Source organism: Streptomyces sp. NPDC002055 (genome assembly GCF_040296705.1).
Taxonomy (GTDB): Bacteria; Actinomycetota; Actinomycetes; order Streptomycetales; family Streptomycetaceae; genus Streptomyces.
In genome coordinates this window covers 11,924-36,734 of record NZ_JBEOXS010000067.1, presented here as the reverse complement: position 1 = coordinate 36,734, position 24,811 = coordinate 11,924, and the positions used below count along the sequence as shown (strand labels likewise).

Sequence of the window (24,811 nt, the reverse complement as noted above, 5' to 3'; positions counted from 1 at the left end):
GAGCACACCATGGTCTGCTTCTCGGCACCCTGCTGCGCAGCGTGATGAGTCTGCTGGTTCACCTTTCGACGATATCTCCGTGGACGGTCCGGGGCAGGCGCAACGCACCGCCGGACCGGCCCGACGCCCACCGCACGGCAGGCACACCTCACTGCAGGAAGAGTGCGCGGCAGGACGAGCGCACGGCGGGAAGAGTGCATGGCGGGCACAACGCACCGCGGGACCGGTTCGGCGAACCGGCCCCGCTCAGTGGCATGACGCCGCTGTGGTCACTGCATGACGGCCATGGCCAGGGCACGCCGGGCCCGCAGCGAGGCGCGCTCGGCGCGGCGCTGCATGCGGCGGGCGGCGACCAGGCGCAGGGCCGGGCGTTCGGACTCGGCCTCGTGCAGTCGGTCTTGCATATGGGCACGAGCCAGGGCTTCTGGGATGAGTTGCATGTCGCGGGTCCTGTTCTGGCGCGAGGTCTTCACCCCGGCGGTGGTACGGGCTGGGCTTTCGGTGACGGACGGCTCGTGGGCGGACGGCTTCATCGTCGGGACCTGCTTCGTGGGTTCGTGCTTACGGGGACGGTCGATCGTTCCGAGGGTGGTCATGCTGCGACCGGGTTCTTGCGCGGGCGACCACGCGGCCGCTTCCTCGGTACGACGACGCCCTGGACGAAGAGCTCACCGCCCCAGACACCCCACGGCTCACGCCGGTCCTTGGCGCCCGCGAGGCAGGCCTCACGCAGCGGACAGGTCTGGCAGAGCGACTTGGCGTATTCGACGTCGGCCGGCGACTCGGCGAAGAAGACCTCCGGGTCGTACGAGCGGCAGGGAATGAGCTCACCGAGGCGCTCGATCTCGTCGTCGAGCGCGGTGAGCTGGGTCAGCTGAGTCAAGGGGACCTCCGAAGGGCCGGGCGGCGGGATCACAGGGTCGTGCGGTACGGACGGGGCGTGCGCGGGGCTGGGCACGGGCGGTGTCTTCCTCGTCTGTCGGCCCGGCCTGGTGGGCCGGGGTGTTCGGTCGGTACCGGGTGACTTCCGCATCCGGCGCCGGAGACGTGGTGTTCTCCGACAACGGAAAGGGCCGCGGATCCCGGTTCGGGTTCCGCGGCCCTGGAAGGTGCCGACCTGATCTTGCGATCAGGCTGGATCTCTCCAGGGTTCGAGGCCACGGAAGGCCCGCATCGTGTGGTGCTCGGCCGCAGAGGTCGTGCCGCCGGCGAAACCGCCGTCGGCCCACTTCTGCTGGAGGTCGGCACCCTTGACCGCAAAGGCATAGGCCGATGCCTGTGCCTCTACCGCCGCCGGTGCCTGGGTCGGTCGCTCATTGCGCACAGCAATGTGACGCTCATCGAGACGTGCTTCGGCGCCACCGGACAGGCCGGAAATGCTCAGCTCCTGGAAGCCCTGCGGGATACCAGCGAGGGGCGAGACGGACCGAAGCGCGGAGACGCTCGACAGGCAGGAGGCGACGACCTCACGACCGGCCAGTTTGGTGATGCTGATCATTTGGAATCGCCTCCTCTCGGCGTCTCGGGGACTGGTCGGACCAGTCCGTCGGGGCTCAGGACAACACGGCTGCAAGGGCTTGGAGAAGCCCTTGCCTCCGTGTTCGGAAGGCTATGGGGATTCCTGTGGCCCGCGCAAACTATTTTTTCGACGAGTTCGTATCAGTCGTCCGCGACGTCCTCGGAGCTCTGCCGGAGTCGGCCGTCCGGCGCCTCGCCGACGTCGGTTCCGGCGTCCGCGGCTGGGGAGTGCGCCGGGGCGTCCCCCGCGCACAGCGCCAGGACATCCGCACCGAACCGGTCCAGCTTGCGCCGGCCCACTCCGGCGATGGTGACGAGTTCCGACGCCTCGTCCGGCACTGCTTCGGCGATGGCCATCAGCGTCTTGTCGGTGAAGACGCAGTAGGCGGGCTGTCCGAGCTCCGCCGCCCGCTCGGAGCGCCACTCGCGCAGCCGCTCGTACAGCGCCTCGTCGAGTTCGGAAGGGCAGCCCTCGCAGCGCATCAGCTTCATCTCACCCGCGTCGGTGAGCGTGCGCCCGCACACCCGGCAGCGGACCGGTCCGCGCCTCACCCGCCTCGACGCGCCGGTGCCGCCCCGCACCACGCCGCCGGCGCTGCCGCCGCGGGACGCCGCGCCCCGTGCGACGGGTCCGCGGAGCTCCTGGACGAAGCGGCTGGGCCGACGGTTCGCCCGCCCGCCCGGCGACCGCGAGAGCGACCAGGAGAGGCCGAGGTGGATCCGCGCCCGGGTGACCCCTACATAGAGGAGACGGCGTTCCTCCTCGATCTGCTCGTCGGTCTTCGCGTAGGTGATCGGCACGATGCCCTCGGTGAGACCGGCCAGGAACACGGCGTCCCACTCCAGGCCCTTCGCCGCGTGCAGGGAGGCGAGGGTGACGCCCTCGACCGTCGGGGCGTGCTGGGCACCGGCCCGTTCGTCCAGCTCCGTGACGAGGTCGGCGAGGGTCGGGGGGCCGGCGCCCGCGGCGGCACGGGCGGCGGAGAACTGCTCGGCCAGCCGGACCAGCGCCGCCAGGGACTCCCAGCGGTCCCGTACCGCGCCGGAGCCGGCCGGTGGTTCCGGGGTCCAGCCCTTGGTGCCCAGCACGGCACGCACCTGGGAGGGCAGATCGGCCGCGTCCTCCAGGAGGGGGTCGTTGCCTCCCGCCCGTGCGGCCCCCCGCAGGGCGACGCCCGCCTCGCGGACCTCCGGGCGCTCGAAGAACCGCTCCGCGCCCCGCAGCTGATACGGGATGCCGTGGTCGGCGAGGGCCTGCTCGTAGACCTCCGACTGGGCGTTGATGCGGTAGAGCACCGCGATCTCGCTCGCCGGGACGCCGCCGCCCCCCTGCTCGCGCGGCGTCATCAGCTCCCGGATGCGGCGGGCGATGCCCTCCGCCTCGGCCGGTTCGTCGGTGTACTCGGTGTGGACCGGCTCGGGGCCGGGTCCGCGCTGCGAGACCAGCTCCAGGCGGTGTTCGGCGGCCCGCCCCGTGGCGCGGCCCATCAGGTTGTTGGCGAGGCGCACGACCTGGGGGGTGGAGCGGTAGTCGCGGACGAGCCGGACGACGGTGGCGTGCGGGTGCCGGGTGCGGAAGTTGAGCAGATGGTCGGGGGTGGCGCCGGTGAACGAGTAGATGGTCTGGCCGGCGTCGCCGACCACGCAGAGGCTGTCCCGGTCACCGAGCCACAGGTCGAGCAGCCGCTGCTGGAGCGGGCTGACGTCCTGGTACTCGTCGACGACGAAGTGCTGGTACTGGCTGCGCACGGTGTCCGCGATGTCGTGCCGGTCCTGCAGCACGCCGACGGTCAGCAGCAGCACGTCCTCGAAGTCGATGACACCGCGGTCCCGCTTCAGCTGCTCGTACGTGCCGTAGATCCCGGCGATCTCAGCGGGATCGCGCGGGGCGTCCCGGCCGGACTTGGTGACGGCGGCGGGGTAGTCCTCGGGCACCGTCTGGGTGACCTTCGCCCACTCGACCTCGCCGGTGACGTCCCGCAGCTCGTTGCGGTCCAGGCGGATCCGGCAGCGGGCGGCCGCCTCCGCGATCAGCTGGACCTTGCGCTCCAGCAGCCGGGGCAGCTCGCCGCCGACCGCGCGCGGCCAGAAGTACTGGAGCTGACGCAGCGCGGCCGAGTGGAACGTGCGGGCCTGGACCCCGGCCGCCCCGAGCTGGCGGAGCCGGCCGCGCATCTCCCCGGCCGCCCGGTTGGTGAAGGTGACGGCGAGCACACTGGACGGCTGGAGCACTCCGGACCGCACGCCGTAGGCGATGCGATGGGTGATCGCCCGGGTCTTGCCGGTGCCCGCGCCGGCCAGCACGCAGACCGGTCCGTGCAGGGCGGTGGCGACCTCGCGCTGTTCGGGGTCGAGTCCGTCGAGCACTGCGTCGGCCGAGTCGGGAACCGCCGGGAAGAGGGGGGTGAGGCTTCCCGTGCCGGGCGCGGCGGAGGCGAGAGGACCGTTGCTTGCTGTCACCCCGCCATGCTGCCAGGTCGCCCGGAGCGGCCGGGAGGGTTGTCCACAGCCGCAGCCGCCCGGTCGTACCGGAGCCGGGGGGTGTGGATGCGGGGGTGGGGAGGCGTGGGGGATGCTGCGGTGCGCGAGGACGGAGCCTCCCACCCGGGCGGGCACATGGCCCGGCCCCGGAAGCGCCCGACCGCTGACCGCCAGACCGCTGACCGCCCGACCGACCGACCCGACCGCCCGACCGCCCGACCGCCGATCACGACCGCCCCGTTCCTCCGCCGCCCCGCTCCGCCCCGCATGTGCCGTTGCTCACGGTCCGCCCGCGCGGCGCTGCTCCGCCACTGTTCCCGTATCCGCCGCTGTTCCCGGAACTGCGCCCGGAGCCGCCCCGTCACGGGCCTCTGCCGCGTTCATGCCCCTTGGCGGCGCCATCAGGTAGCGTCGCGCGGATACCTCGGAGGGGAATGCCCCGCACTGGTTGAGCGTTCCACTACCGACCGTCACATCCGACCACAAGGAGCGCGAGGACCGATGCAGGGCACTGTGACGATGTACAGCACGACGTGGTGCGGCTACTGCCGCCGGCTGAAGAGCCAGATGGACCGCGAAGGCATTGCGTACACCGAGATCAACATCGAGCTCGACCCCGAGTCGGCCTCCTTCGTGGAGAAGGTCAACAACGGCAACCAGCTCGTGCCGACCGTGCTCTTCCCCGACGGCTCCGCTCTCCCGAACCCGTCCCTGGCCCAGGTCAAGGAGAAGATCGGCGCCTGACCGGGAGCGGAGCCGCGTCCCGGAAGGCGACGGCCCCGCGTACCCCGAGGCCGGGACAGGCGGCCCCGACCGGCCGCCCCGGAGCCACCCTCCGGCCGGCCCCACCCGGTGTCGACCGGGCGACCGCCCGGAGGTCACCGTCCCTCCGCACCTCGCTGCCCGTGGGCGGCCCCGCTCAGCGCGGGCAGCCCACGGGCAGCGGCTTTCCGTACCAGAGCTCCACCAGCCGGGCGGCGATCGAGATGCCGGACGGCGGCAGCACCTCGCCCGACTCGAACGCCGCGGTCAGCTCGTCGCGGGAGAACCACCGCGCCTCGTGGATCTCCTCGCCGTCGACCTGGATGCGCGGGGAGGTGGCGCGTGCCATGAAGCCGAGCATCAGGCTGGACGGGAAGGGCCACGGCTGGCTGGCGACGTACTCCACCTCACCGACCGTGACGCCCGCCTCCTCGAAGACCTCCCGCGCCACCGCGTGCTCGATCGACTCCCCCGGCTCCACGAACCCCGCCAGCGTCGAGAACCGGCCCTCCGGCCAGTGCATCTGGCGGCCGAGCAGCGCCCGGTCCTCGGCGTCCGTGACCAGCATGATCACTGCGGGGTCGGTGCGGGGGTAGTGCTCCGCGCAGCACGCCGGGCAGCGCCGGACGTGGCCCGCGGCCGCGACCACCGTGCGCTCCCCGCAGCGCGAACAGAAGCGGTGCAGCCGCTGCCAGTTCTCCAGCGCGACGGCGTGCGCCATCAGCGCGCCGTCCCGCTCGGACAGCAGTGCCCCCGCCTCGCGCAGCCCGGCCGGACGCGCCGACTGGTCCATCCGCCCCGGGAGCGTGTCCTTCTGCAGCGCGAAGTAGCGGACCCCGTCCGCGTCCGTGCCCAGGAAGTAGCGGTGCGTCTCGGTCGGCGGCGCCTCGAACGCGGGCGTCATGACGAGTTCGGTGCGGCCGTCGGGGGTGTCGTCGACCAGGGCCTGCCCACCGGAGACCACGAAGACCCGCGTCGTGGGGTGGCTCCACGCCGCGGCCAGCCACGCCTCGTCCAGACGGTGGTGCGCCGCGCGGTCGATGCCGCTCGCGCCGGTGAGGCTGATCTGCGGAACTGCGGTGCGGTCGGTCCAGGTGGTCACAGCTGCTTCCAACTTCCCATACGGGACTTGTGGTTCGACGGGACTGCGCGTCACCGGCGCGAGGTGCCGGGCGCAGCCTCCGGGCGCCCATTCTCCGCCAGGTCGGTCCAGAGGTACGCGGCGGTTTCGACGCCCTTCATCAGCAGGTCCAGCTCGACCTTCTCGTTGGGGGCGTGCCAGCCGTCCGACGGCACGGAGATGCCCAGGAAGAGCACCGGCGCCCCGAGCACGTCCTGGAGGTCGGCGGCCGGTCCGGAACCGCCCTCACGGGTGAACCGGATCTTCTGTTCGAAGGCGCGGCCCATGGCCCGGACGACGGACTGGAGCGCCGGGTGGTCCAGCGGGGTGAGGCAGGGCCGGGTGGCGCCCCAGAAGGTGATCTCGTGCCGGATACCGGCCGGGAGCTGTGCCGCGACCCACTCCCGTACGGCCTGCTGGACCTTCTCCGTGTCCATGCCGGCCACCAGCCGGAAGGACAGCTTCAGCTGGGCGCGGGACGGCACGATCGTCTTGCCGCCGGGGCCCTGGTAGCCGCCGCCGATGCCGTTGACCTCGGCCGTCGGACGGGCCCAGATCCGCTCCAGGGTGGTGTGGCCCGCCTCGCCGAGCGTCGCGCCGGAGTGGGCGGTGCGCAGCCACTGGGCCTCGTCGAAGGGCAGCTCGGCGAAGAGCTCCCGCTCCCGGTCGGTCAGCTCGATCACCCCGTCGTAGAAGCCGGGGATCGCGACGCGGCGGTCCGCGTCGTGCAGGGCGGCGGCGAGCCGGGCGGCCTCGGTGGCCGGGTTCGGGACCGCGCCGCCGAAGGAGCCCGAGTGGATGTCCTGGGCGGGCCCGTACAGGTCGATCTGGCAGTCCGCGAGCCCGCGCATCCCGGTGCACACGGTGGGGGTGTCCGCGGACCACATGCCGGTGTCGGAGACGATCACGGCGTCGCAGCCGAGCCGTCCGGCGTGCTCATGGATCAGGGCGGGGAAGTTCGGCGACCCGGACTCCTCCTCGCCCTCGATCAGCAGCTTGAGGTTGACGGCCGGGGCGGTGCGGCCGGTGGCGGCGAGGTGCGCGCGGACGCCCAGGGTGTGGAAGAAGACCTGGCCCTTGTCGTCCGCGGCTCCCCGGGCGTGCAGCCGGCCGTCGCGGATGACGGGCTCGAACGGTTCGGTGTGCCAGCCGTCCTCGCGGGCGGCGGGCTGGACGTCGTGGTGGCCGTAGACGAGGACGGTCGGGGCGTCCGGGTCGCCCGACGGCCACTCGGCGAAGACCGCGGGGGCGGCGGGACCGTCCTCACCGGCCGGCGGCGTCCAGACCTCGACGACCGGGAAGCCGGTCCCGCGGAGCTTCGCGGCCAGCCACTCGGCGCTGCGCCGCACGTCCCCCGCTCGGGCCGGGTCGGCCGACACGGAGGGGATGCGCAGCCACTCCACGAGGTCGTCGAGGAAGGCGGTGCGGTGCTCTTCTATGTACGCGCGGACGGCGCTGTCCGGGAAGGTCATGGCTGCGAGCCTATCCGGCCCGGTGAACCGCCCTTCTCACGGTTCCGGAGGGATCCGGCGGCTCATTCCGGGCCCCCGTGCACGGGCTGCGCCGCCCCGCTCAGCAGCAGGCGCTCCAGCGCCGCGCGGTCCGGCAGTCCGGACGGCCGGACCACCTCGCCGCTGCGGACGTGCAGGAAGGACGCGGTCACCGCGGACAGCGGCAGGCCGTGCCGTTCGGCCCAGGCCAGGCGGTAGACGGCCAGCTGGAGCGGGTCGGCGGTCCGGCCGCGGCCGGTCTTCCAGTCGACGATCTCGTAGCGCTCGCCGTCCGGCCCGCGCTCCCGGTACACGGCGTCGATCCGGCCCCGGACCAGCCGCCCGGCGAGCGTCAGCTGGAACGGCTCCTCGACCCGGTACGGGGTGCGGTGGGCGTACGGCGTCCGCTCGAAGGCCTCCTTGAGGGCGGTCAGATCGTGCTCGTCGCCGATGTCCGGGTCCGTGCGGTCGTCGGGGCCGTCGAGGCCGCCGGGGAGCTCGTCGGGGCCGAGCATCGGCAGCGGGAGCTCCTCGAAGCGCGACTCCACCCAGGCGTGGAAGCGGGTGCCGCGGCGTGCGGCGGGCTGCGGGGGGCGGGGCATGGGACGGGCGAGCTCCTGGGCGAAGCCGTCCGGGTCGGCGGCGAGCCGGAGCAGCTGGGACGTGCTCAGCGCCGGGGGCACCGGCACGTCCCGGACGGCCGCGCGGGCCCGCCGCAGCTCGCCGGTGAGGGCCTCCAGGTCCCGGTCCCAGGAGGCGACGGCCCGCGCCTCCTCGGGGCTGAGGGCCTCGGGGCTGAGGGCATGACCTTCGTGAGGGCCTGGGCCGTCGTCAGGGCCTGAGCCGTCCTCGGGGCCGGGGCCGTCCTCGGGGGTGGGGGCGTGTCCGGGAGCGGAGCCGTCCTCGAGGCCGTATGCAGGAGCGGCGCCGCCGTCGAGGCTGGGACCGCCCTCCCGGACCGACTCCGGCTCGCGGGCTCCGGTCCGGCGCACCTGGTGCGGCACGGTGCCGTGAAGCGCCTGCGCGGCACCCGCCCCGGCGTCAGCGGTCCCGGTGTCGACGGTCCCGGCGTCGGCGGCCGCCCCGTCGAACGCGAAGGGGTCCCCGTCGACGGGTCCGGCACCGGACAGGCCGGCCTCGAAGGCATCGGGGCCGAAGCGATCGGCGTCGAAGGGGTCGGCGTCGAGCGGGCCGGCCTCGAAGGGGTCGAACGGATCGTCGAACGGGCCGTCCTCCGGGGGCACCCAGCCCTCCGGATCGTCCTCGGGCGGCGGGGGCCATTCCGGATCGTGCACGACCCGGGCCCCGACCCCGAACCCGCCTCCGGCACCCGCACCGGAACCGGAACCGGAACCGGCACCGGCACCAACCCCGCCCGCGCCGGGCTCCGCCCCCGCCCATCCGGGCCCGCGCGCCGCGGGCACGCCCCCCGAGCGGGCGAGGATCCGGTCCAGGTGGGTGCGCACGGCATCGGCGGCTCTGCGGCGCAGCGCCAGCGCCTCGGGGTCCAGCGGCAGCGGCCAGGCGCGGTCCGCCACCGCCTCCTCCAGGGCCGGGTTCTCCGCCCCCTCCTCGGGTGCGTCGGCCCAGGCCTCCACCTCACCGTGACCCGCCTCGCAGTGCTCCCGCAGCGCCTCCAGGAAGGCGGACGGACCCCGTGGCTTCCGCTGCGTCGGTCCCCACCAGTGGCCGGATCCGAGCAGCAGGGAGCGGGGCCGGGTGAACGTCACATAGCCCAGCCGGAGCTCCTCCGTGGCCTGGTGCTCCTTCATCGCCGTCTTGAAGGCGGCCATGCCCTGGGCGGTCCACTCCCCCATCTCCGGCAGGGTGTCGGCGTCGCCGCGCAGCGCGTGCGGCAGCACCTTGGCGTTGGCCGTCCAGGACTCGCGCGCCTGCTCGCTGGGGAACTGCCGCCCCACCAGCCCCGGAACCACGACCACGTCCCACTCCAGCCCCTTGGACTTGTGGGCGGTCAGCACCTTGACCGTGTCGTCGCCGCCGGGCAGGGCGTTGTCCAGGCCCTTCTCGTGCCGGACGGCCGTGCGCAGGAAGCCGAGGAAGGCCAGCAGCGTCGCCTCGCCGTCCAGGGCGGCGAACGAGGCGGCGATGTCGAGGAAATTGCCGAGCGTCTCCCGGCGCCGGGCGGCCAGCGCGTGCGGGGACGCGGACAGTTCGACGTCCAGGCCGGTGGTGGCCAGCACCCGGTGCAGTACGTCCATGAGCGGGTCGGCCAGGCAGCGCCGCAGGTCACGCAGTTCCGCGGCGAGCCGGGCGAACCGGATGCGGGCCGGTGCGGAGAACGGCAGCCCGTCGTCCGGCCCGTCCGCCAGCAGGAAGGTGTCGAGCGCGTCGGAGAGCGAGACGAGCTCGGCCGTGTCCACCCCCGCGACCGCCTCGGCGAGCCGCACGTCCGGGTCGGGGTCGGTGCCGTCGGCGGCCGTACGGACGAGCGTCCGGGCGCGGCGGCCCAGCAGGGCGAGGTCGCGGGGGCCGATGCGCCAGCGCGGCCCGGTCAGCAGCCGGACCAGGGGGGCGTTGGCCGTCGGGTCCTGGAGCACCTCGCACACCGCGACGAGGTCCGCGACCTCCGGCAGGTGCAGCAGGCCGGACAGCCCGACCACCTCCACCGGAACGTCCCGCTCCACCAACGCGCCCTGGATCTGCGGGAAGTCCCCGGCGGTGCGGCACAGCACCGCGATCTCCCCCGGCGGGGTGCCCGTGCGCACCAGGTGGGCGACGGAGTCGGCGAGCCACGCCAGCTCCTCGGCGTGGGTGGGCAGCAGGGCGCACCGTACGACGCCGTCCCGTTCGGCGCCGGGGGCCGGGCGCAGCGCCTCCACTCCCTCGTGGAGCGAGCGCAGCGGGCCCGCAAGGCCGTTGGCGAGGTCCAGCAGGCGGCCGCCGCTGCGCCGGTTCTCGCTGAGCGCGAAGCGCTGGGCGGGGCGGCCGTCGGACCGCGGGAAGTGCGCGGGGAAGTCGTCGAGGTTGGCGACGGAGGCACCGCGCCAGCCGTAGATGGCCTGGCAGGGGTCGCCGACGGCGGTCACGGCGTGCCCCGTGCCGTCGCCGAAGAGTCCCGCGAGCAGCAGCCGCTGGGCCACGGAGGTGTCCTGGTACTCGTCGAGCAGGACGACCGAGAACTGCTCGCGCAGGATCCGGCCCACCTCGGGGTGGCTGCGCGCGAGGGTGGCGGACAGGGCGATCTGGTCGCCGAAGTCGAGGAGGTCCCGGCGCTGCTTCTCCGCCCGGTAGGCGCGGACGAGGTCCAGCAGCTCCCGGCGGGCGCGGGCGGCTTCGGGGGCCTTCCGCAGGTCGGCGTTGCCGAGCTTCGCGCCGTCGAGGGTGCGCAGCAGCGCCGTGTCGTACGCCTGCAGCCGCTCGGCGGGGACGAGGTGTTCGGAGATCTCGGCGTCGAGGGCGAGCAGGTCCTCGACGAGGGCCGGCAGCGACTTGGTGAGCGCCGGGTAGGGACCCGGGGCGGAGCGCAGCACCTGGGCGGCGAGCTGGAAGCGGGTGGCGTCGGCGAGGAGCCGGGCGCTGGGTTCCAGCCCGATGCGCAGGCCGTGGTCGGTGAGGAGCTGCCCGGCGAAGGCGTGGTAGGTCGAGATGCGCGGCTCGCCCGGAACGTCCTCGGCCGGAACGGGCCCGCCCCGTACGTCCTCGGCCGGCGCGTTCCCGGCCGGCCCGTCCCCGGCCGGAACGGCCCGCTCCGGGGGAACGGCGAGGGGCCCCGGACCGACCGCCGCAGAAGACGGCATCGGCGGGAGCCCGTCCGGGTCCGTGACCCCCGCGGCCACCAGCGCCTTGCGGACCCGCTCGGCGAGCTCACCCGCGGCCTTGTTGGTGAAGGTGAGGCCCAGCACCTGGTCGGGCGCGACCTGGCCGGTGCCGACGAGCCAGACGACGCGGGCGGCCATCACCGTGGTCTTCCCGGAGCCCGCCCCGGCGACGATCACCTGCGGGGCGGGCGGCGCGGTGATGCACGCCGTCTGCTCCGGGGTGAACGGGATGCCCAGGAGCTCCTTGAGCTCCTCGGGGTCGGTGATATGCGCTGCCATCCGAGTGAGGCTAACGGCCGCCACCGACATCGGGCGCGGGGCGGGGGTCGGGCCACGCGATGTCGCGGGCCTCCCGGCGGCCGAACCCCGCGGCTGCGGCCGGCGGACCGGTCCGGCTCCCGAGCGTGACCGGCCGCGACCGGCCGCGGCACCCGCCCCGGTCACTCCACGACGTGCCGGCCCTCCGGCTGGGCGGTGCAGGCGTTGCGGAAGGCGCAGTGCTGGCAGTGCCGGCCCGTGCTGGGGGCGAAGCGTTCGTCGAGGACCCGGCCCGCCGCGGTGGCGAGGAGCTCCCCGGCCCAGTCGCCGGCCACCGGCTCCTGTGCCTGGACGGCGGGCAGGGCGTCGCCGCCCTCCTTCTTCGGAGCGCCGAGGCGCAGATGAACCAGCTCCGCGCCCCCCTGCTCGGGCGTCCGCCCCCCGAACGCGCCGTCCACCGCGCCCTCGCGCACGGCGAGCTGGTAGACCGCGAGCTGTGGGTGCCGGGCGACCTCGGGGCCGGTCGGCTTGGCCTTGCCCGTCTTGAAGTCGACGACGTAGGCGCGCCCCGCGTCGTCCGTCTCGACCCGGTCCATGCTGCCGCGGATGCGGACCGAGCAGGAGCCCGCCTCCAGGGTGACGTCGAAGTCGTGCTCCGTCGCGACGGCGGCCCGGCCGGCCCGGTCCATGACGTGCCAGCGCAGGAAGCGCTCCAGAGCGGCGCGCGCGTGCTCCTTCTCCTGCCGCGACTTCCAGGGCGCGTCGAAGGCGAGCGCGTCCCAGACGGAGTCCAGCCGCTCCATGAGCACGGCGAGATCGGCCGGCGTGCGGCCGGAGGCGACCTCGTCGGCGAGGACGTGCACCACGTTGCCGAAGCCCTGGGCCGCGGTCGCGGGCGTGTCGGCCTTCACCTCACGGCCCAGGAACCACTGGAGCGAGCAGGTGTTCGCCAGCTGGTCGAGGGCGCTGCCGGAGAGCGCCACGGGGCGGTCCGGGTCCCGCAGCGGTACCGCGCTGTGCGTCGGCTCGTACAGGCCCCACCAGCGGTCCGGGTCGGCCGCCGGGACCAGGGGCTGACCGGTCCCGTCCGCCGGGCCGTCGTCGTCCCGGAGCGCGGCCAGCCGCGCCAGCCGGCGGGCGGCGGCGTCGCGCAGGGCCGGGGAGGCGGCGGGGTCGACGGTGGTGGCCCGCAGCTCCGCGACCAGCGCGGCGACGGAGAGCGGACGCCGGGGCCGGTGCGCGACGTCGACCGGGTCGACGCCGAGCTCGGTGAGGAAGCGGGACGGCTGGTCGCCGTCGTCGGCGGGGGCCTTGACGGCGGTGACCACCAGCCGTTCCTTCGCGCGGGTGGCGGCGACGTAGAACAGCCGGCGCTCCTCGGCGAGCAGCGCGCCGGGGGTGAGCGGTTCGGCGAGGCCGTCGCGGCCGATGCGGTCCGCCTCCAGGAGCGAGCCGCGGCGCCGCAGATCGGGCCAGAGCCCCTCCTGGACGCCCGCGACCACGACGAGCCGCCACTGAAGCCCCTTGGAGCGGTGCGCGGTCATCAGCCGTACGGCGTCGGGCCGCACCGTGCGGCGGGAGAGGGTGTCCGCGGCGATGTCCTGGGCGTCCAGCTCCTCGATGAAGTTGAGGGCGCCCCGCCCGCCGGAGCGCTCCTCGGCGCGCGCCGCGGTCTCGAACAGGGCGCAGACGGCGTCGAGGTCGCGGTCCGCGTTGCGCCCGGCCGCGCCGCCGCGCCGCGCCGCCCGCTCCAGCCGCTGCGGCCAGGAGGTGCCGTTCCACAGCACCCACAGCGCCTCCTCGGCCGTCCCGCCGCCCGCCAGCAGCTCGCGGGCGTCGCGCAGCAGACCGCCGAGGCGCTGGGCCGCGCGGGCGTACGCCGGGTCGTGCGCGGTGAGCCGCTCCGGCTCGGCGAGGGCCTCGGCGATGAGCACATCGGACGGGCGGGGCACCGTCCGTCCGGCCGCCCGCTCCTCCTCGCGCAGCGCCCGGCCGAGCCGCCGGAGGTCGGTGCTGTCCAGGCCGCCGAGGGGCGAGGTGAGGAGACCGAGGGCGGTCTCGACGTCCGGGGCGAGGGCCGCGTCCTCGGGCGCGGGCACGTCGTCCTCGGGTGCGGACGCGTCGGCCCCGGGCGCGGACGCGTCATCCTCGGGTGCGGACGCGTCGGCCCCTCGCGTGAGCGTGTCGACCTCGGGCGCGGACGCGTCGACCACGGGCACGTCGGCCTCGGGCGCGGGCGCATCGTCCTCGGGCCCGGGCGCGGGCGCATCGTCCTCGGGCGCGGGCACGTCGCCCACGGGCGCGGGCACGTCGCCCACGGGCGCGGGCACGTCGCCCACGGGCCCGGGCACGTCGTCCGATCCCTCGTCGTCCACGCCTCCGGAGTCGGATCCCCCGTCGTCCACGCCCCCGGAGTCCGATCCCCCGGTGTCCACGCCCCCGGAGTCCGATCCCCCGGTGTCCCCGGACTCGCCGCTCCCGTCCGCCGCCCCGTCGGCCCCCCACACCGGCTCCGCGCCGCCCCGCAGCGCGGCCGTGGCCGCCGTCTTCAGCGCCGTGAGCAGCGGCCCCACGGCCGGCTCATGGCGCAGCGGCAGATCGTTGCCGTCGATCTCCAGCGGGACTCCCGCGGAGGTGAGCGCACGGCGTACGGCCGGTATCGAGCGCCCTCCGGCGCGGACCAGCACCGCCATCTCGCGCCACGGCACCCCGTCCTCCAGGTGCGCGCGGCGCAGCAGGTCGGCGATGTTGTCCAGCTCCGCGCCGGGCGTCGGGTAGGTGAACACCTCGACCCGGCCGCCGTCGCGCACCGCCGCGAGATCCCGGTGGGCCCGCACCGCGTCGGCCGGCAGCCGGGTGAGCGGCATCCGGCGGGTGAGCAGCCGGGTCGCGGCCAGCAGTCCGGCGCCGGAGCGGCGCGAGGTGCCGAGCACGGCGACCTCGGCCGGGGCGCCGTCGGCCTGCCGGAAGGTCTGCGGGAAGTCCAGGATCCCGTTGATGTCGGAGCCGCGGAACGCGTAGATCGACTGGTCGGGGTCGCCGAAGGCCACCAGCGTGCGGCCCGGGTGCGGCGCGCCGCCGGTCCGCGCCGCACCCGGCGGCCGGGTGCCGGAACGCAATGCTCCGCCCGGCACCGCGTTCCCGGCCAGCGCGTGGAGGAGCCGCACCTGCGCCGCGTCGGTGTCCTGGCACTCGTCCACGAAGACCGCGTCGTACCGCCCCGCCAGGTCCGCCGCCACCTCCGGCCGCTGCGCCAGCAGCACCGCCCGGTGGACCAGCTCCGCGTAGTCCAGCACGCCCTGCATGTCCATGACGTCCAGATACTCCGCCAGGAACGAGGCGGCGGCCCGCCAGTCCGGCCGCCCCTGCCGGGCCGCGAAGGCGTCCAGCGCGCCGGGGCCGAGCCCCAGCTCCCGGCTGCGGGCCAGCACCGCCCGCACCTCGTCGGCGAACCCGCGGGTCGTCAGGCAGGCCCGCAGCTCGTCGGGCCAGCGCCCGCCCCCGCGCCCCTCCCGCGCCAGCTCGATCTGTCCGGCGAGCAGCTCGCGCACCGCGACGTCCTGTTCGGGGCCGGTCAGCAGCCGCAGCGGGTCGACGAAGAGCTCCACGTCCTGGTGGGCGCGGACGAGGGCGTAGCAGTACGAGTGGAACGTCGTCGCCTGCGGGCCCGCCCCGCCGAGCCGGGCGGCCATCCGGTCCCGCAGCTCGACCGCCGCCTTGCGGCTGAAGGTGAGCACCAGGATCCGCTCCGGGGCGGTGCCCGAGGCCACCCGCCGGGCCACCGCTTCGACCAGCGTCGTCGTCTTGCCGGTGCCCGGTCCGGCGAGGACGAGCAACGGTCCGCCGGGGTGCTCAACCACCGCCCGCTGACGTGCGTCCAGAACAGGAGGGTCGACCGGCGCCGGCGGGGTACGCACCAGTCGGTACGCGCCGTGGACCGACGGCCGTACCTGCCCGTGCGGCGCGGGGGACGCGAAGGAGGAGCTCACGTGGATCGCCGGTCCTGGTGGGTGTGCTGGTTGCGGTGCTGGGCAGGCCCGCCCGGTGAACCGTGCGACGGGCCGCGGGGCCCTCACGCCGGTCCCGGGGGTGGGTGTGCTGCGAGCTGACGAGGCTACGCCCTCGCGCGGGCGGGGCGGCACGGGTCCCCGGTGCGGCCGGGACACTCCGGGGGATACTCCGAAGGGGTCCTCGGTCACCTCATCGGACGTCCGATGGCGGAAGCTGTCAGATATGAGCTCCTTCGTCCGCGCCGTCACCGGCGCCGCCGTCCCAGCGGGCCCGGGCCATGTCGATCCTCGGCAGCCGGCGGGCCGCCGAGGACCCGGCGGCCCGGAGCGGAGTGCCCTCGTCCCGGTAGTGGCCGAGCGCCCGCTGCTCGTGTCCGGGCAGCAGCGCGCCGTCCGCGCGGACGACCCGCCACCAGGGCACCGCGCCGCCGTAGAGCGCCATGACCCGGCCGACCTGCCGGGGACCTCCCGCGCCGAGCCACTCGGCGACGTCGCCGTACGTCATGACCCTGCCCGGCGGAATCAGCTCGGCGACCTCCAGGACCCGCTCCGCGTACTCCGGCAGCCCGGCCGACCCGTTCTCCCGACTCATCCGGCCCATCCTGCCGCACCGCGCCGACATCGGCACGGGCCGCTCACGGACCGTTCCCGTCGCAGGACACGGGCCTGCCGCACGGTCCCCACGGCCCCGCAACGCACCCTGATGACCCCCTCAGGGGTCGGGCCATGCCACCATCTTCCGGGCGGTGACTGGTGATACGAGATCAAAAAGAGACGACCGGGCAGCAGAGTGCCGAGCCTCCACAGGGAGAGGCCCGCACCTCTGACGCGCCGTCGCGCCCGGACACGGCCGCGTCCCCCGCGGACGCCTCCCGGCCGCACGACGACCGGTCGCCCGCCGGGGTGACGCCGTCCCCCACCGACCCCGCACCGCACGACGCCATGACAGCGCACGACGAACCGGCACCGGACGCCGACCGGGGCCCGCACGACGAGGCACCGCCGCAGCGGGACTCCGGCTCGCAGGGCCGCTCCGGCTCGGACAGCGGCTCCGGCCCACGCGGCGGCTCCGGCTCACGAGACGACTCGGACGACGCCGCCCCGGAACCGACGAACGGCCCGCCCGGGAGCGACCCGGCGGCCGACGATCCTCCGACGACCGAGAACGGCGCCCCGGCGGCCGGGAACGGCCCGACACCCGAGAGCGGCGGCCCGGCGGCCGGCAGCTCGCCGGACGCCGGCAGCGCGTCGGACGCCGACAGCTCGCCGGACGCCGACAGCTCGCCGGACGCCGACGAATCGTCGGACTCCGGCAGCACCCCACCCCCGTCCGGCGCGGGCGGCGCGCCCCCGTCCGGGGACGGCGACGGTGTCGGCCCCCCGCCACCCGGCCCCGGCTCCGGCGCCGACGGCTGCGACGGGGACAACGCGCACGTCGACCGGGTCTCCGGCGACGAGCCGCTGCTCCCGGCCCGGGTCCACCGCCCGGCCGACCTGGTCCGGCTGCTGCTCGGCGTCCTCGGCGTCGCCGTCGTCCTGGCCATCGCCGCCTTCGCCCACGGCACCACCGAGGGCCTGGAGAAGGACGTCGGGAAGGGCGCCGGCCAGGCTCCCGCGCTGCTCATCAGCTTCACCGGCTTCGCGTCCAGCGTCGCCGTGCTGATCGTCCCCGTGGCGTTCGCCCTGGAACGGCTGATCAAACGCGACGGGCTGCGGATCGCGGACGGCGTGCTCGCGGCCGTCCTGGCCCACGGCGTGGCGCTCGCCACCGACCTGTGGGTCGCCCAGGCGGCCCCGGCGTCCATCCAGGACGCCCTCACCCAGCAGGCGCCGAACGGTGAGATCACCGACCCGGTGCACGGCTATCTCGCCCCCGTCATCGCCTATATGACGGCGGTCGGGATGGCGCACCGGCCGCGCTGGCGCGTCCTGCTCTGGGGCGTGCTCACCCTCCAGGTGTTCGCCGTCCTCATCGGCGGCTTCGCCACGCCCTTCTCGATCATCCTCACCGTGCTCATCGGCTGGACGGTGGCGTACGGGACGCTGTACACGGTCGGTTCGCCGAACGTGCGGCCCACCGGCCAGAACCTCCTCGCCGGACTGCGCCGGGTCGGCTTCCGGCCGGTCAGCGCGCTGCGCGCGGAGGAGGACGCCGACGCGGACGCCGAGCGCCAGGAGCGCGGCCGCCGCTACATCGTCACCCTGGAGGACGGCCCGCCGCTCGATGTGACCGTGGTCGACCGGGAGCAGCAGGCCCAGGGCTTCTTCTACCGGGTCTGGCGGCGGCTGGCGCTGCGCGGCATCACCCAGCGCCGCAGCCTCCAGTCGCTCCGGCAGGCCCTGGAGCAGGAGGCGCTGCTGGCCTACGCGGCGATCGCCGCCGGCGCCAACGCCCCCAAGCTGATCGCCACCTCCGAGCTCGGCCCGGACGCCGTGATGCTCGTGTACGAGCACGTCGGCGGCCGCACCCTGGACGCCCTGTCCGACGAGGAGCTGACCGACGCGATGCTGCGCGGCACCTGGCAGCAGGTGCAGGCGCTCCAGTCGCGGCGGATCGCGCACCGCCGGCTCGTCGGTGACGCGGTCATGGTGGACCACGACGGGGCGGTGGTGCTCACCGACCTGCGCGGCGGCGAGATCGCCGCCGGCGACCTGGTGCTCCGGATGGACATCGCCCAGCTGCTCACCACCCTCGGCCTGCGGGTCGGCGCGGAGCGGTCGGTGGCCGCCGCGGTGGAGGTCCTCGGGCCCGACGCGGTGGCCGACAGCCTGCCGCTGCTCCAGCCCATCGCGCTCAGCCGCGGCACCCGGGCCACCCTGCGGCACCAGGCCAAGGAGCGGGCGCAGCGGGAGCGGGAGGCCGTGCTGGAGGCGTCCCGCGAGGCCCGGGAGGCGGAGGGCGAGGCCGCCGCCGGTGACCGGAAGTCCCTGCGGGCCGAGAAGAACGCCGAGAAGAAGGCGATCGACGAGGCCATCGAGGAGGCCCGCGAGGAGGATCTGCTGGCCCAGATCCGGCAGCAGATCCTGCTGATCCGGCCGCAGGCCACGGTCGAGCCGGCCCGGCTCGAGCGGATCCGGCCGCGCACCCTGGTCAGCATCATCGCGGGCGCCTTCGCCGCGTACTTCCTGCTGTCCCAGCTCACCCATGTGAGCTTCAAGGACGTCGTCGCCGAGGCGAACTGGGGCTGGGTGGCGGCCGCGCTGCTCTTCTCGGCGCTCAGCTATGTCGCCGCCGCCCTGAACCTGCTGGGGTTCGTGCCGGAGAAGGTGTCGTTCGTCCGTACGGTGCTGGCCCAGGTGGCCGGCTCGTTCGTGAAGCTGGTCGCCCCGGCCGCGGTCGGCGGGGTCGCGCTCAACACCCGCTTCCTGCAGCGCGCGGGCGTCCGGCCGGGGCTGGCGGTGGCCAGTGTCGGCGCGTCCCAGCTGGTCGGGCTCGGGGTGCACATCGTGCTGCTGATGATCTTCGGCTATCTCACCGGGACGGAGCGCACCCCGTCGCTCTCCCCGTCCCGCACGGTGATCGCCGGGCTGCTGACGGCGGCCGTGCTGGCGCTGATCGTGACGGCGGTCCCGGCGCTGCGGAAGTTCATCTCGACCCGGGTCCGGTCCCTGTTCGCGGGCGTGGTGCCGCGGATGCTGGACATCATGCAGCGGCCGCAGAAGCTGGTCACCGGCATCGGCGGCATGCTGCTGCTGACGCTGGCCTTCGTGATGTGCCTGGACGCCTCGATCCGCGCGTTCGGCGGCGAGCTGAGCTACGCGAGCCTCGCCGTGGTCTTCCTCGCGGGCAACGCGCTGGGGTCGGCGGCGCCGACGCCGGGCGGTGTCGGCGCGGTCGAGGCCACGCTGACGCTGGGACTGATCGCCGCCGGGGTGCCGAAGGAGATCGCCACCCCCGCGGTGCTGCTGTTCCGGCTGATGACGTTCTGGCTGCCGGTCCTGCCGGGCTGGCTCTCGTTCACGCACCTCACCCGCAAGGAAGCCATCTGAGGCGGTGCCGGGGACGGGTGGCCGCGGGGCCGTACCCGGTCACCCGGCCCGCACGGTCCGGGCACGGCCGACCGAGGTCCCGGGCGTGCCGTGCGTGCCGGGCGTGCCGTGCGACGGCCGGCGGCACGGCCGTACCCGCACCCGCCGCGCCGCGCCGCTCCGAACGACCCCGGCGGCGGGATCCGGTCGCCGGGCCGACGACCGGCCCGGTGACCTAGAGTTCATGAATGGCCTATGTGCACATACGGGCGGTGTCCCGGGCAGCACGATCCATACGGGCGCGGTCCCTGCGGGCGCTCTCCGTACGGCCGCTCTCCGTACGAGCGCTCTCCGTACGGCCGCGCCCGGAACGTCCGCGGCCGGAACGCGAGGGCGGGCCCGGCCGCCCCGCCCCGGTGACGGGCGGCGCCGCCGACGCCCCGCCCCCGCGGCCCCCGTTCTCGCCTCCGCCGTCCTCGCGGCAGCGCTCCCGGCGCACCCGGATCCTGCGGGCGGGCGCGCTGGCCGCCGCGGGCGCCCTGGCCGCCACCGCCACCGCGGCGTGCGGCAGCGATGACGCGAGCGCCCGGACCGGCCCGCTCGCCGAGCAGCGGATCGACTGGGAGAGCTGCCCCGCCCCCACCACGCTCCAGGGCGCCGGGGCCGGGGCGCCCGACCCCCTCCCGGGCGGCGGCGCGTGGGAGTGCGGCACCCTGCAGGTGCCACTCGACTGGTCCAACCCGGACGGCAAACGCATCGACGTCGCCCTGATCCGCGTCAAGGCGAAGGACCAGGACCGGCGGCTCGGCTCGCTCGTCTTCAACTTCGGCGGCCCCGGCGCCTCGGGCGTGGCCACGCTGCCGTCCGCCGCCAAGGAGGACTACACCACCCTCCACTCCCGCTACGACCTAGTCAGCCTCGACCCGCGGGGAGTGGGCGAGAGCGAGGCGGTGCGCTGCCTCGACGACAAGGGCCTGGACGCCCTGTACGCCACCGACAGCACCCCGGACAACGCCGCCGAGGTCCGGACCGGGCTCGCCGACGCCAAGAAGTCCGTCGCCGCCTGTGTGCGGAACTCCGGCGCGGTCCTGCCGCACGTGGGCACCGAGAGCGCCGCCCGCGACCTGGACCTGCTGCGCGAGGTCCTGGGCGACGACAAGCTGAACTACTTCGGCATCTCCTACGGCACCGAACTCGGCGCCGCCTACGCCCATCTGTTCCCCCGGAAGGCCGGACGGATGGTGCTGGACGCCGTGGTCGACCCGACCGAGAACCCCGAACAGGGCGCCCTCGGCCAGGCCAAGGGCTTCCAGCTCGCGCTGGACAGCTTCCTGAAGGACTGCGCGCAGAAGGCGTCCTGCCCGACCGGCACCGACCCGGAACAGGGCGAGCAGCGGATCAAGGATCTGCTGAAGCAGCTCGACTCCACATCGCTGCCCACGGAGGACGGCCGCCGCCTCAACCAGACCCACGCCCTCAACGGCATCGTGCAGGCCCTCTACTCCCAGGACCTGTGGCCGTATCTGAAGCAGGGTCTGGAAGAGGCGCAGAACCTGCGGACCGGGAACCTGCTCCTCGCCCTCTCCGACTCGCTGACGGGCCGTGACCAGCAGGGTCACTACAACAACATCCAGTCCGCGAACACCGCGATCGTGTGCGCCGACGACAAGAGCCGCTACACCCCCGACGAAGTCCGGGCGAAGCTGCCGGAGTTCCGCGCGGCGTCCCCGGTCTTCGGCGACAACCTCGCCTGGGGACTGCTCCAGTGCACCGGCTGGCCGGTCACCGGGAAGGCGGACGGCGTGGACGTCTCCGCTCCGGACGCCGGCCCGATCCTCGTCGTCGGCAACACCGGCGACCCGGCCACGCCCTACGCGGGCGCGAAGCGGATGGCCGAGGGACTCGGCAAGGGCGTCGGCATCGAGGTCACCAACAAGGGCCAGGGCCACGGCGCCTACGGCAGCGGGAGCTGCGTGACGAAGGTGATCAACGCCTATCTGCTCGACGGAAAGGTCCCCCGGAACGGCACCGTGTGCCCGGCGTGACGGGCTCCCCGGGGTGACGGGCGCCCCTGCGGGACGGGCTGCTCGCCGGACATGCTGCCCGGATCCACTACGGGCCGCCCACCATCGGTGGGCGGCCCGTCGCCGCGTTTCGTACTCCGGCACCTCGGCCCCGGCACCTCGGCCCCGCCGGCGAGGCCGACGGAGAGGGTGCGGCAGCGTCGTCCAGTGGACCGGCCCCGACCAGTGGACCGGCCCCGACCAGTGGACCGGCCTCGTCCAGTGGACCGGCCTCGTCTAGTAGACCGGCTTCGTCGGCTCGATCTGGTGGACCCAGCCGATCACGCCGCCGCCCACATGGACGGCGTCCGCGAAGCCCGCGTTCTTCAGGACCGCGAGGACTTCCGCGGAGCGGACACCCGTCTTGCAATGCAAGACGATCTTCTTGTCCTGCGGCAGGTCCTGGAGGGCGTTGCCCATCAGGAACTCGTTCTTCGGGACCAGCCGGGCGCCCGGGATGGAGACGATCTCGTACTCGTTCGGCTCCCGGACATCGATGATGTCGATGCTCTCGCCGCTGTCGATCCACTCCTTGAGCTGCGCCGGAGTGATGGTCGACCCGGCCGCGGCCTCCTGGGCCTCGTCGGAGACGACGCCGCAGAACGCCTCGTAGTCGATCAGCTCGGTGACCGTCGGGTTCTTCCCGCAGACCGCGCACTCGGGGTCCTTGCGGACCTTGACCTGCCGGTAGGTCATCTCCAGGGCGTCGTAGATCATCAGGCGGCCCACCAGCGGGTCACCGATGCCCGCGAGCAGCTTGATGGCCTCGTTGACCTGGATGGAACCGATCGACGCGCACAGCACGCCGAGCACGCCGCCCTCGGCGCAGGACGGCACCATGCCCGGCGGCGGGGGCTCCGGGTAGAGGCAGCGGTAGCAGGGACCGTGCTCGGACCAGAAGACCGAGGCCTGCCCGTCGAAGCGGTAGATCGAACCCCAGACGTACGGCTTGTTCAGCAGCACGCAGGCGTCGTTGACCAGGTACCGCGTGGCGAAGTTGTCGGTGCCGTCGACGATCAGGTCGTACTGGGAGAAGATCTCCATGACGTTGTCCGCCTCGAGGCGGCCCTCATGGATCACGACGTTCACATACGGGTTGATGCCCAGCACCGAGTCGCGCGCCGACTCGGACTTCGGGCGGCCGATGTCCGCCTGGCTGTGGATGATCTGGCGCTGCAGGTTCGACTCGTCCACCTCGTCGAACTCCACGATGCCGAGCGTGCCGACGCCGGCCGCGGCGAGGTACATCAGCGCCGGCGAGCCGAGGCCGCCTGCGCCGACGCACAGCACCTTGGCGTTCTTGAGCCGCTTCTGACCTTCCATTCCGACATCGGGAATGATCAGGTGGCGGGAGTACCTGCGGACCTCGTCGACGGTGAGCTCGGCAGCCGGCTCGACCAGGGGTGGCAGCGACACGGGGACTCCGGATCAGTAGGAGTACGGGTTGGCCTTCCCGTAACACTGCCACGCTCCGCCTCATTCCGAGACACCAGGTCCGATACGCGAGACGATGTCGTCCCAGTAGCCGGGCAGCGCCTCCCAGGGTGCGACGCCGTTCCCCCGGTCGGTGCGGTCCGTGAAGTAGATGGTGCCGGCGCCCTGCCAGCGGGCGATGCGCATGGCCTCCTCCAGATGGGTCCGCGGCACACCGTGCACCAGGTGGCAGAACCGCTCCGGGGGGTGCTCCGCCGTCCACTCCGCCACCTGTGACCAGCGGTATTCGGACCAGGGCCCGGAGAACGTCACCAGCTGGTCGGCGCAGTGGGCGTACCCCTGGTGCGGGTGCCCGCCGTGGCAGGACACCACATGGGCGCCCTCCAGGAGGGCCCGGAGCGTGATGACCAGCCGCCGGGTCTCCGGCAGCTCCGCCGCACCGGAGGGACAGCGCTGCAGGGAGAAGCCGGCCACCTTGTACCAGTCGACGAACCGGTGGGCCTCGGAGACCAGCTCGCCGAAGGCGCGGGTGCCGTATCGCAGATCGAGGTGGCCGAGGACCCGCACACCGGCGTTGGTCAGCCGGCCCGCCGCCTCCAGGCAGTGCGGATCGGGCAGCATGCCGGGACCGCGGTCGACGTCGAGCACCGCCCAGTGCAGCGGGATCCCGGGCCGGGTGAGCTCGGCCCATTCGACGGGCGCCACCAGCGGATGGGCGTAGCCGGGCACCCCGAATCCCAGCCCGGTCCCGCCCGGCGCGCCCGGTCGGCGGCGGCCGGTGGAGATCAGATGCGACATGCCGCCTCCATCCAGATGTCGGCGAGGGACTCCTCCAGGTTGATCCGGGGGCGCCAGCCGAGCCGGTCCCGGGCGGTGCGCACATCGGCCTGCTGCCAGGAGCCGCAGCCGTCCGGATAGGGGAAGGCGGGCTGGAGACCGAGGTGGTCCCCGCCGGGGCCGGCCAGGCCGCCGCGCGGGTGGCCCGGTTCCAGCTCGTGCACCGCACCGCCGTAGCCCGCGACCCGGCCCAGCAGGGCGGCGGCGTCCCGGAGGCGGACGGCGCGGCCGGTGCCGATGTTCACCACGCCCTGGGCCGCCGAGAGCGAGGCGGCGTGCACGGCCCGCGCGACGTCCCGGACGTCCACGAAGTCGCGCTGCACGCCCAGCCCGCTGAGCTTCAGCTCGCTGTCGCCGGCCTGCATCGCGCGCCGCATCGCCTCGGCGAGGCGGCCCAGCGGCGACCCGGCCGGGGTGCCGGGTCCGGCGGGCGAGAAGACCCGCAGCACCACGGCGTCGAGGTCGGAGCCGAGCACCAGCTCGGTCGCGGCGAGCTTGCTCACCCCGTACGGGCCGCCGGGGCGCGGTACGGCGTCCTCGGCGGTGGACGAGCCGGACTGCGCCGGCCCGTACTCGGACGCGCAGCCGATCTGCACCAGCCGCGCGCCGCAGCTGCTGCGGCGCAGCGACTCGCAGACGGTGGCGACGGCGATCGTGTTGTGCCGGGTGAGCTCCCGGGCGCCGCCCCGCACGGCACCCGCGCAGTTGATCACCACACCGGGGTGCACCGCGTTGAGGAAGCGGGTCAGCGCTCCGGGGCTCCCCGAGGCGAGGTCGAAGCGGACGTCGGCGTCGTCGCCGCGGCCGAGCGCGGTGAGCTGGACGGCCGGGTCGGCGAGGAGCCGGTCGGCGACGTGCCTGCCGAGATACCCGTTCGCACCGAGCAGCAGCACTCTCATCGTGCTGCCTCCCGCTGTGGACGGGACGGCTCCCCGGCGGGGCGCGTGCGGAGGTCGGGGGCCGTACGGCGGTGGCATCGGGCCCCCGCCGGGGGGAGCTGTGCTCTCATTCTCGTTCTCCTAGGGGGAAGGGCCGGAGCTGTGGGGTGTACCGGTTCAGGGCTCCGAGGGGTGTGCCCGTACGGCCCGCG

At 74.5% G+C, this 24,811-nt stretch carries 15 protein-coding genes; 3 read left to right on the top strand and 12 right to left on the bottom strand.

The features are described 5' to 3' along the window. Window positions 1-269: 269 nt before the first annotated feature. The 4 genes from ABT112_RS29655 to ABT112_RS29640 form a co-directional block, all read right to left on the bottom strand. Complete coding sequence (locus ABT112_RS29655) at window positions 270-596, bottom strand: putative WhiB-interacting protein (protein WP_351514779.1); 327 nt, start codon at window positions 594-596, stop codon at window positions 270-272. Beyond that, entirely contained in the window at window positions 593-958 is a 366-nt protein-coding gene (locus tag ABT112_RS29650; protein ID WP_351514777.1) for a WhiB family transcriptional regulator, read from the bottom strand. Before ABT112_RS29650 ends, ABT112_RS29655 begins: the two co-directional genes overlap by 4 nt. Before the next feature lie 171 nt (window positions 959-1,129). Beyond that, the gene (locus ABT112_RS29645; protein WP_351514775.1) at window positions 1,130-1,498 is read right to left on the bottom strand and encodes a hypothetical protein; all 369 of its coding nucleotides are present in this window, start codon (window positions 1,496-1,498) and stop codon (window positions 1,130-1,132) included. A gap of 161 nt (window positions 1,499-1,659) precedes the next feature. After that, window positions 1,660-3,885, bottom strand: coding sequence for an ATP-dependent DNA helicase UvrD2 (locus tag ABT112_RS29640; RefSeq protein WP_351514781.1), 2,226 nt, complete (start codon window positions 3,883-3,885; stop codon window positions 1,660-1,662). 615 nt (window positions 3,886-4,500) lie between these two features. On the opposite strand from ABT112_RS29640, the gene ABT112_RS29635 reads away from it, so the two are divergent. After that, window positions 4,501-4,743 carry a mycoredoxin gene (locus ABT112_RS29635; RefSeq protein ID WP_351514773.1) on the top strand — a complete coding sequence of 81 codons (243 nt, stop codon included), beginning with the start codon at window positions 4,501-4,503 and terminating at the stop codon, window positions 4,741-4,743. 175 nt (window positions 4,744-4,918) lie between these two features. Here the strand turns inward: ABT112_RS29635 and nudC are convergent, their stop codons facing one another. The 5 genes from nudC to ABT112_RS29610 form a co-directional block, all read right to left on the bottom strand. Then, window positions 4,919-5,863, bottom strand: coding sequence for an NAD(+) diphosphatase (gene nudC, locus ABT112_RS29630; protein WP_351514771.1), 945 nt, complete (start codon window positions 5,861-5,863; stop codon window positions 4,919-4,921). 50 nt (window positions 5,864-5,913) lie between these two features. Beyond that, window positions 5,914-7,353 (bottom strand): dipeptidase, encoded by a 1,440-nt coding sequence (locus ABT112_RS29625; protein WP_351514769.1) that lies wholly within the window; start codon window positions 7,351-7,353, stop codon window positions 5,914-5,916. 62 nt (window positions 7,354-7,415) lie between these two features. Continuing rightward, on the bottom strand, window positions 7,416-11,429 hold the full coding sequence (locus ABT112_RS29620; RefSeq protein ID WP_351514767.1) for a UvrD-helicase domain-containing protein: 4,014 nt from the start codon (window positions 11,427-11,429) through the stop codon (window positions 7,416-7,418). Between the two features lie 161 nt (window positions 11,430-11,590). Then, a complete protein-coding gene (locus ABT112_RS29615) occupies window positions 11,591-15,397 on the bottom strand; it encodes a UvrD-helicase domain-containing protein (protein WP_351514765.1) in 3,807 nt (1,268 codons plus the stop codon). A gap of 238 nt (window positions 15,398-15,635) precedes the next feature. After that, complete coding sequence (locus ABT112_RS29610; RefSeq protein ID WP_351514763.1) at window positions 15,636-16,019, bottom strand: MGMT family protein; 384 nt, start codon at window positions 16,017-16,019, stop codon at window positions 15,636-15,638. Window positions 16,020-16,360: 341 nt separating this feature from the next. Here ABT112_RS29610 and ABT112_RS29605 point away from each other — a divergent pair, with 341 nt between their 5' ends. Both ABT112_RS29605 and ABT112_RS29600 read left to right on the top strand, forming a co-directional pair. After that, window positions 16,361-19,408, top strand: a complete 3,048-nt coding sequence (locus ABT112_RS29605) for a flippase-like domain-containing protein (RefSeq protein WP_351514761.1) — start codon at window positions 16,361-16,363, stop codon at window positions 19,406-19,408. 227 nt (window positions 19,409-19,635) lie between these two features. Beyond that, window positions 19,636-21,432, top strand: a complete 1,797-nt coding sequence (locus ABT112_RS29600; protein ID WP_351514759.1) for an alpha/beta hydrolase — start codon at window positions 19,636-19,638, stop codon at window positions 21,430-21,432. Window positions 21,433-21,687: 255 nt separating this feature from the next. On the opposite strand, the gene moeZ is transcribed toward ABT112_RS29600, so the two are convergent. Genes moeZ through ABT112_RS29585 form a run of 3 tightly spaced genes read right to left on the bottom strand, consistent with a single transcriptional unit; the run spans window position 21,688 to window position 24,620 of the window. Beyond that, the gene (moeZ, locus tag ABT112_RS29595) at window positions 21,688-22,866 is read right to left on the bottom strand and encodes an adenylyltransferase/sulfurtransferase MoeZ (protein WP_351514758.1); all 1,179 of its coding nucleotides are present in this window, start codon (window positions 22,864-22,866) and stop codon (window positions 21,688-21,690) included. Between the two features lie 60 nt (window positions 22,867-22,926). After that, window positions 22,927-23,682 (bottom strand): spherulation-specific family 4 protein, encoded by a 756-nt coding sequence (locus ABT112_RS29590; protein ID WP_351514756.1) that lies wholly within the window; start codon window positions 23,680-23,682, stop codon window positions 22,927-22,929. Then, a complete protein-coding gene (locus ABT112_RS29585) occupies window positions 23,670-24,620 on the bottom strand; it encodes an NAD-dependent epimerase/dehydratase family protein (protein WP_351514754.1) in 951 nt (316 codons plus the stop codon). The genes ABT112_RS29590 and ABT112_RS29585 overlap by 13 nt, the downstream gene beginning before the upstream one ends. Window positions 24,621-24,811: the final 191 nt, after the last annotated feature.

Bases quoted from the DNA above. Each gene is read 5' to 3' on its own strand.
- ABT112_RS29655 (WP_351514779.1), bottom strand. From the start codon at position 596: ATGACCACCCTCGGAACGATCGACCGTCCCCGTAAGCACGAACCCACG.
- ABT112_RS29645 (WP_351514775.1), bottom strand. From the start codon at position 1,498: ATGATCAGCATCACCAAACTGGCCGGTCGTGAGGTCGTCGCCTCCTGC.
- ABT112_RS29635 (WP_351514773.1), top strand. From the start codon at position 4,501: ATGCAGGGCACTGTGACGATGTACAGCACGACGTGGTGCGGCTACTGC.
- ABT112_RS29625 (WP_351514769.1), bottom strand. From the start codon at position 7,353: ATGACCTTCCCGGACAGCGCCGTCCGCGCGTACATAGAAGAGCACCGC.
- ABT112_RS29620 (WP_351514767.1), bottom strand. From the start codon at position 11,429: ATGGCAGCGCATATCACCGACCCCGAGGAGCTCAAGGAGCTCCTGGGC.
- ABT112_RS29610 (WP_351514763.1), bottom strand. From the start codon at position 16,019: ATGGGCCGGATGAGTCGGGAGAACGGGTCGGCCGGGCTGCCGGAGTAC.
- ABT112_RS29605 (WP_351514761.1), top strand. From the start codon at position 16,361: ATGACAGCGCACGACGAACCGGCACCGGACGCCGACCGGGGCCCGCAC.
- ABT112_RS29600 (WP_351514759.1), top strand. From the start codon at position 19,636: ATGGCCTATGTGCACATACGGGCGGTGTCCCGGGCAGCACGATCCATA.
- ABT112_RS29590 (WP_351514756.1), bottom strand. From the start codon at position 23,682: ATGTCGCATCTGATCTCCACCGGCCGCCGCCGACCGGGCGCGCCGGGC.
- ABT112_RS29585 (WP_351514754.1), bottom strand. From the start codon at position 24,620: ATGAGAGTGCTGCTGCTCGGTGCGAACGGGTATCTCGGCAGGCACGTC.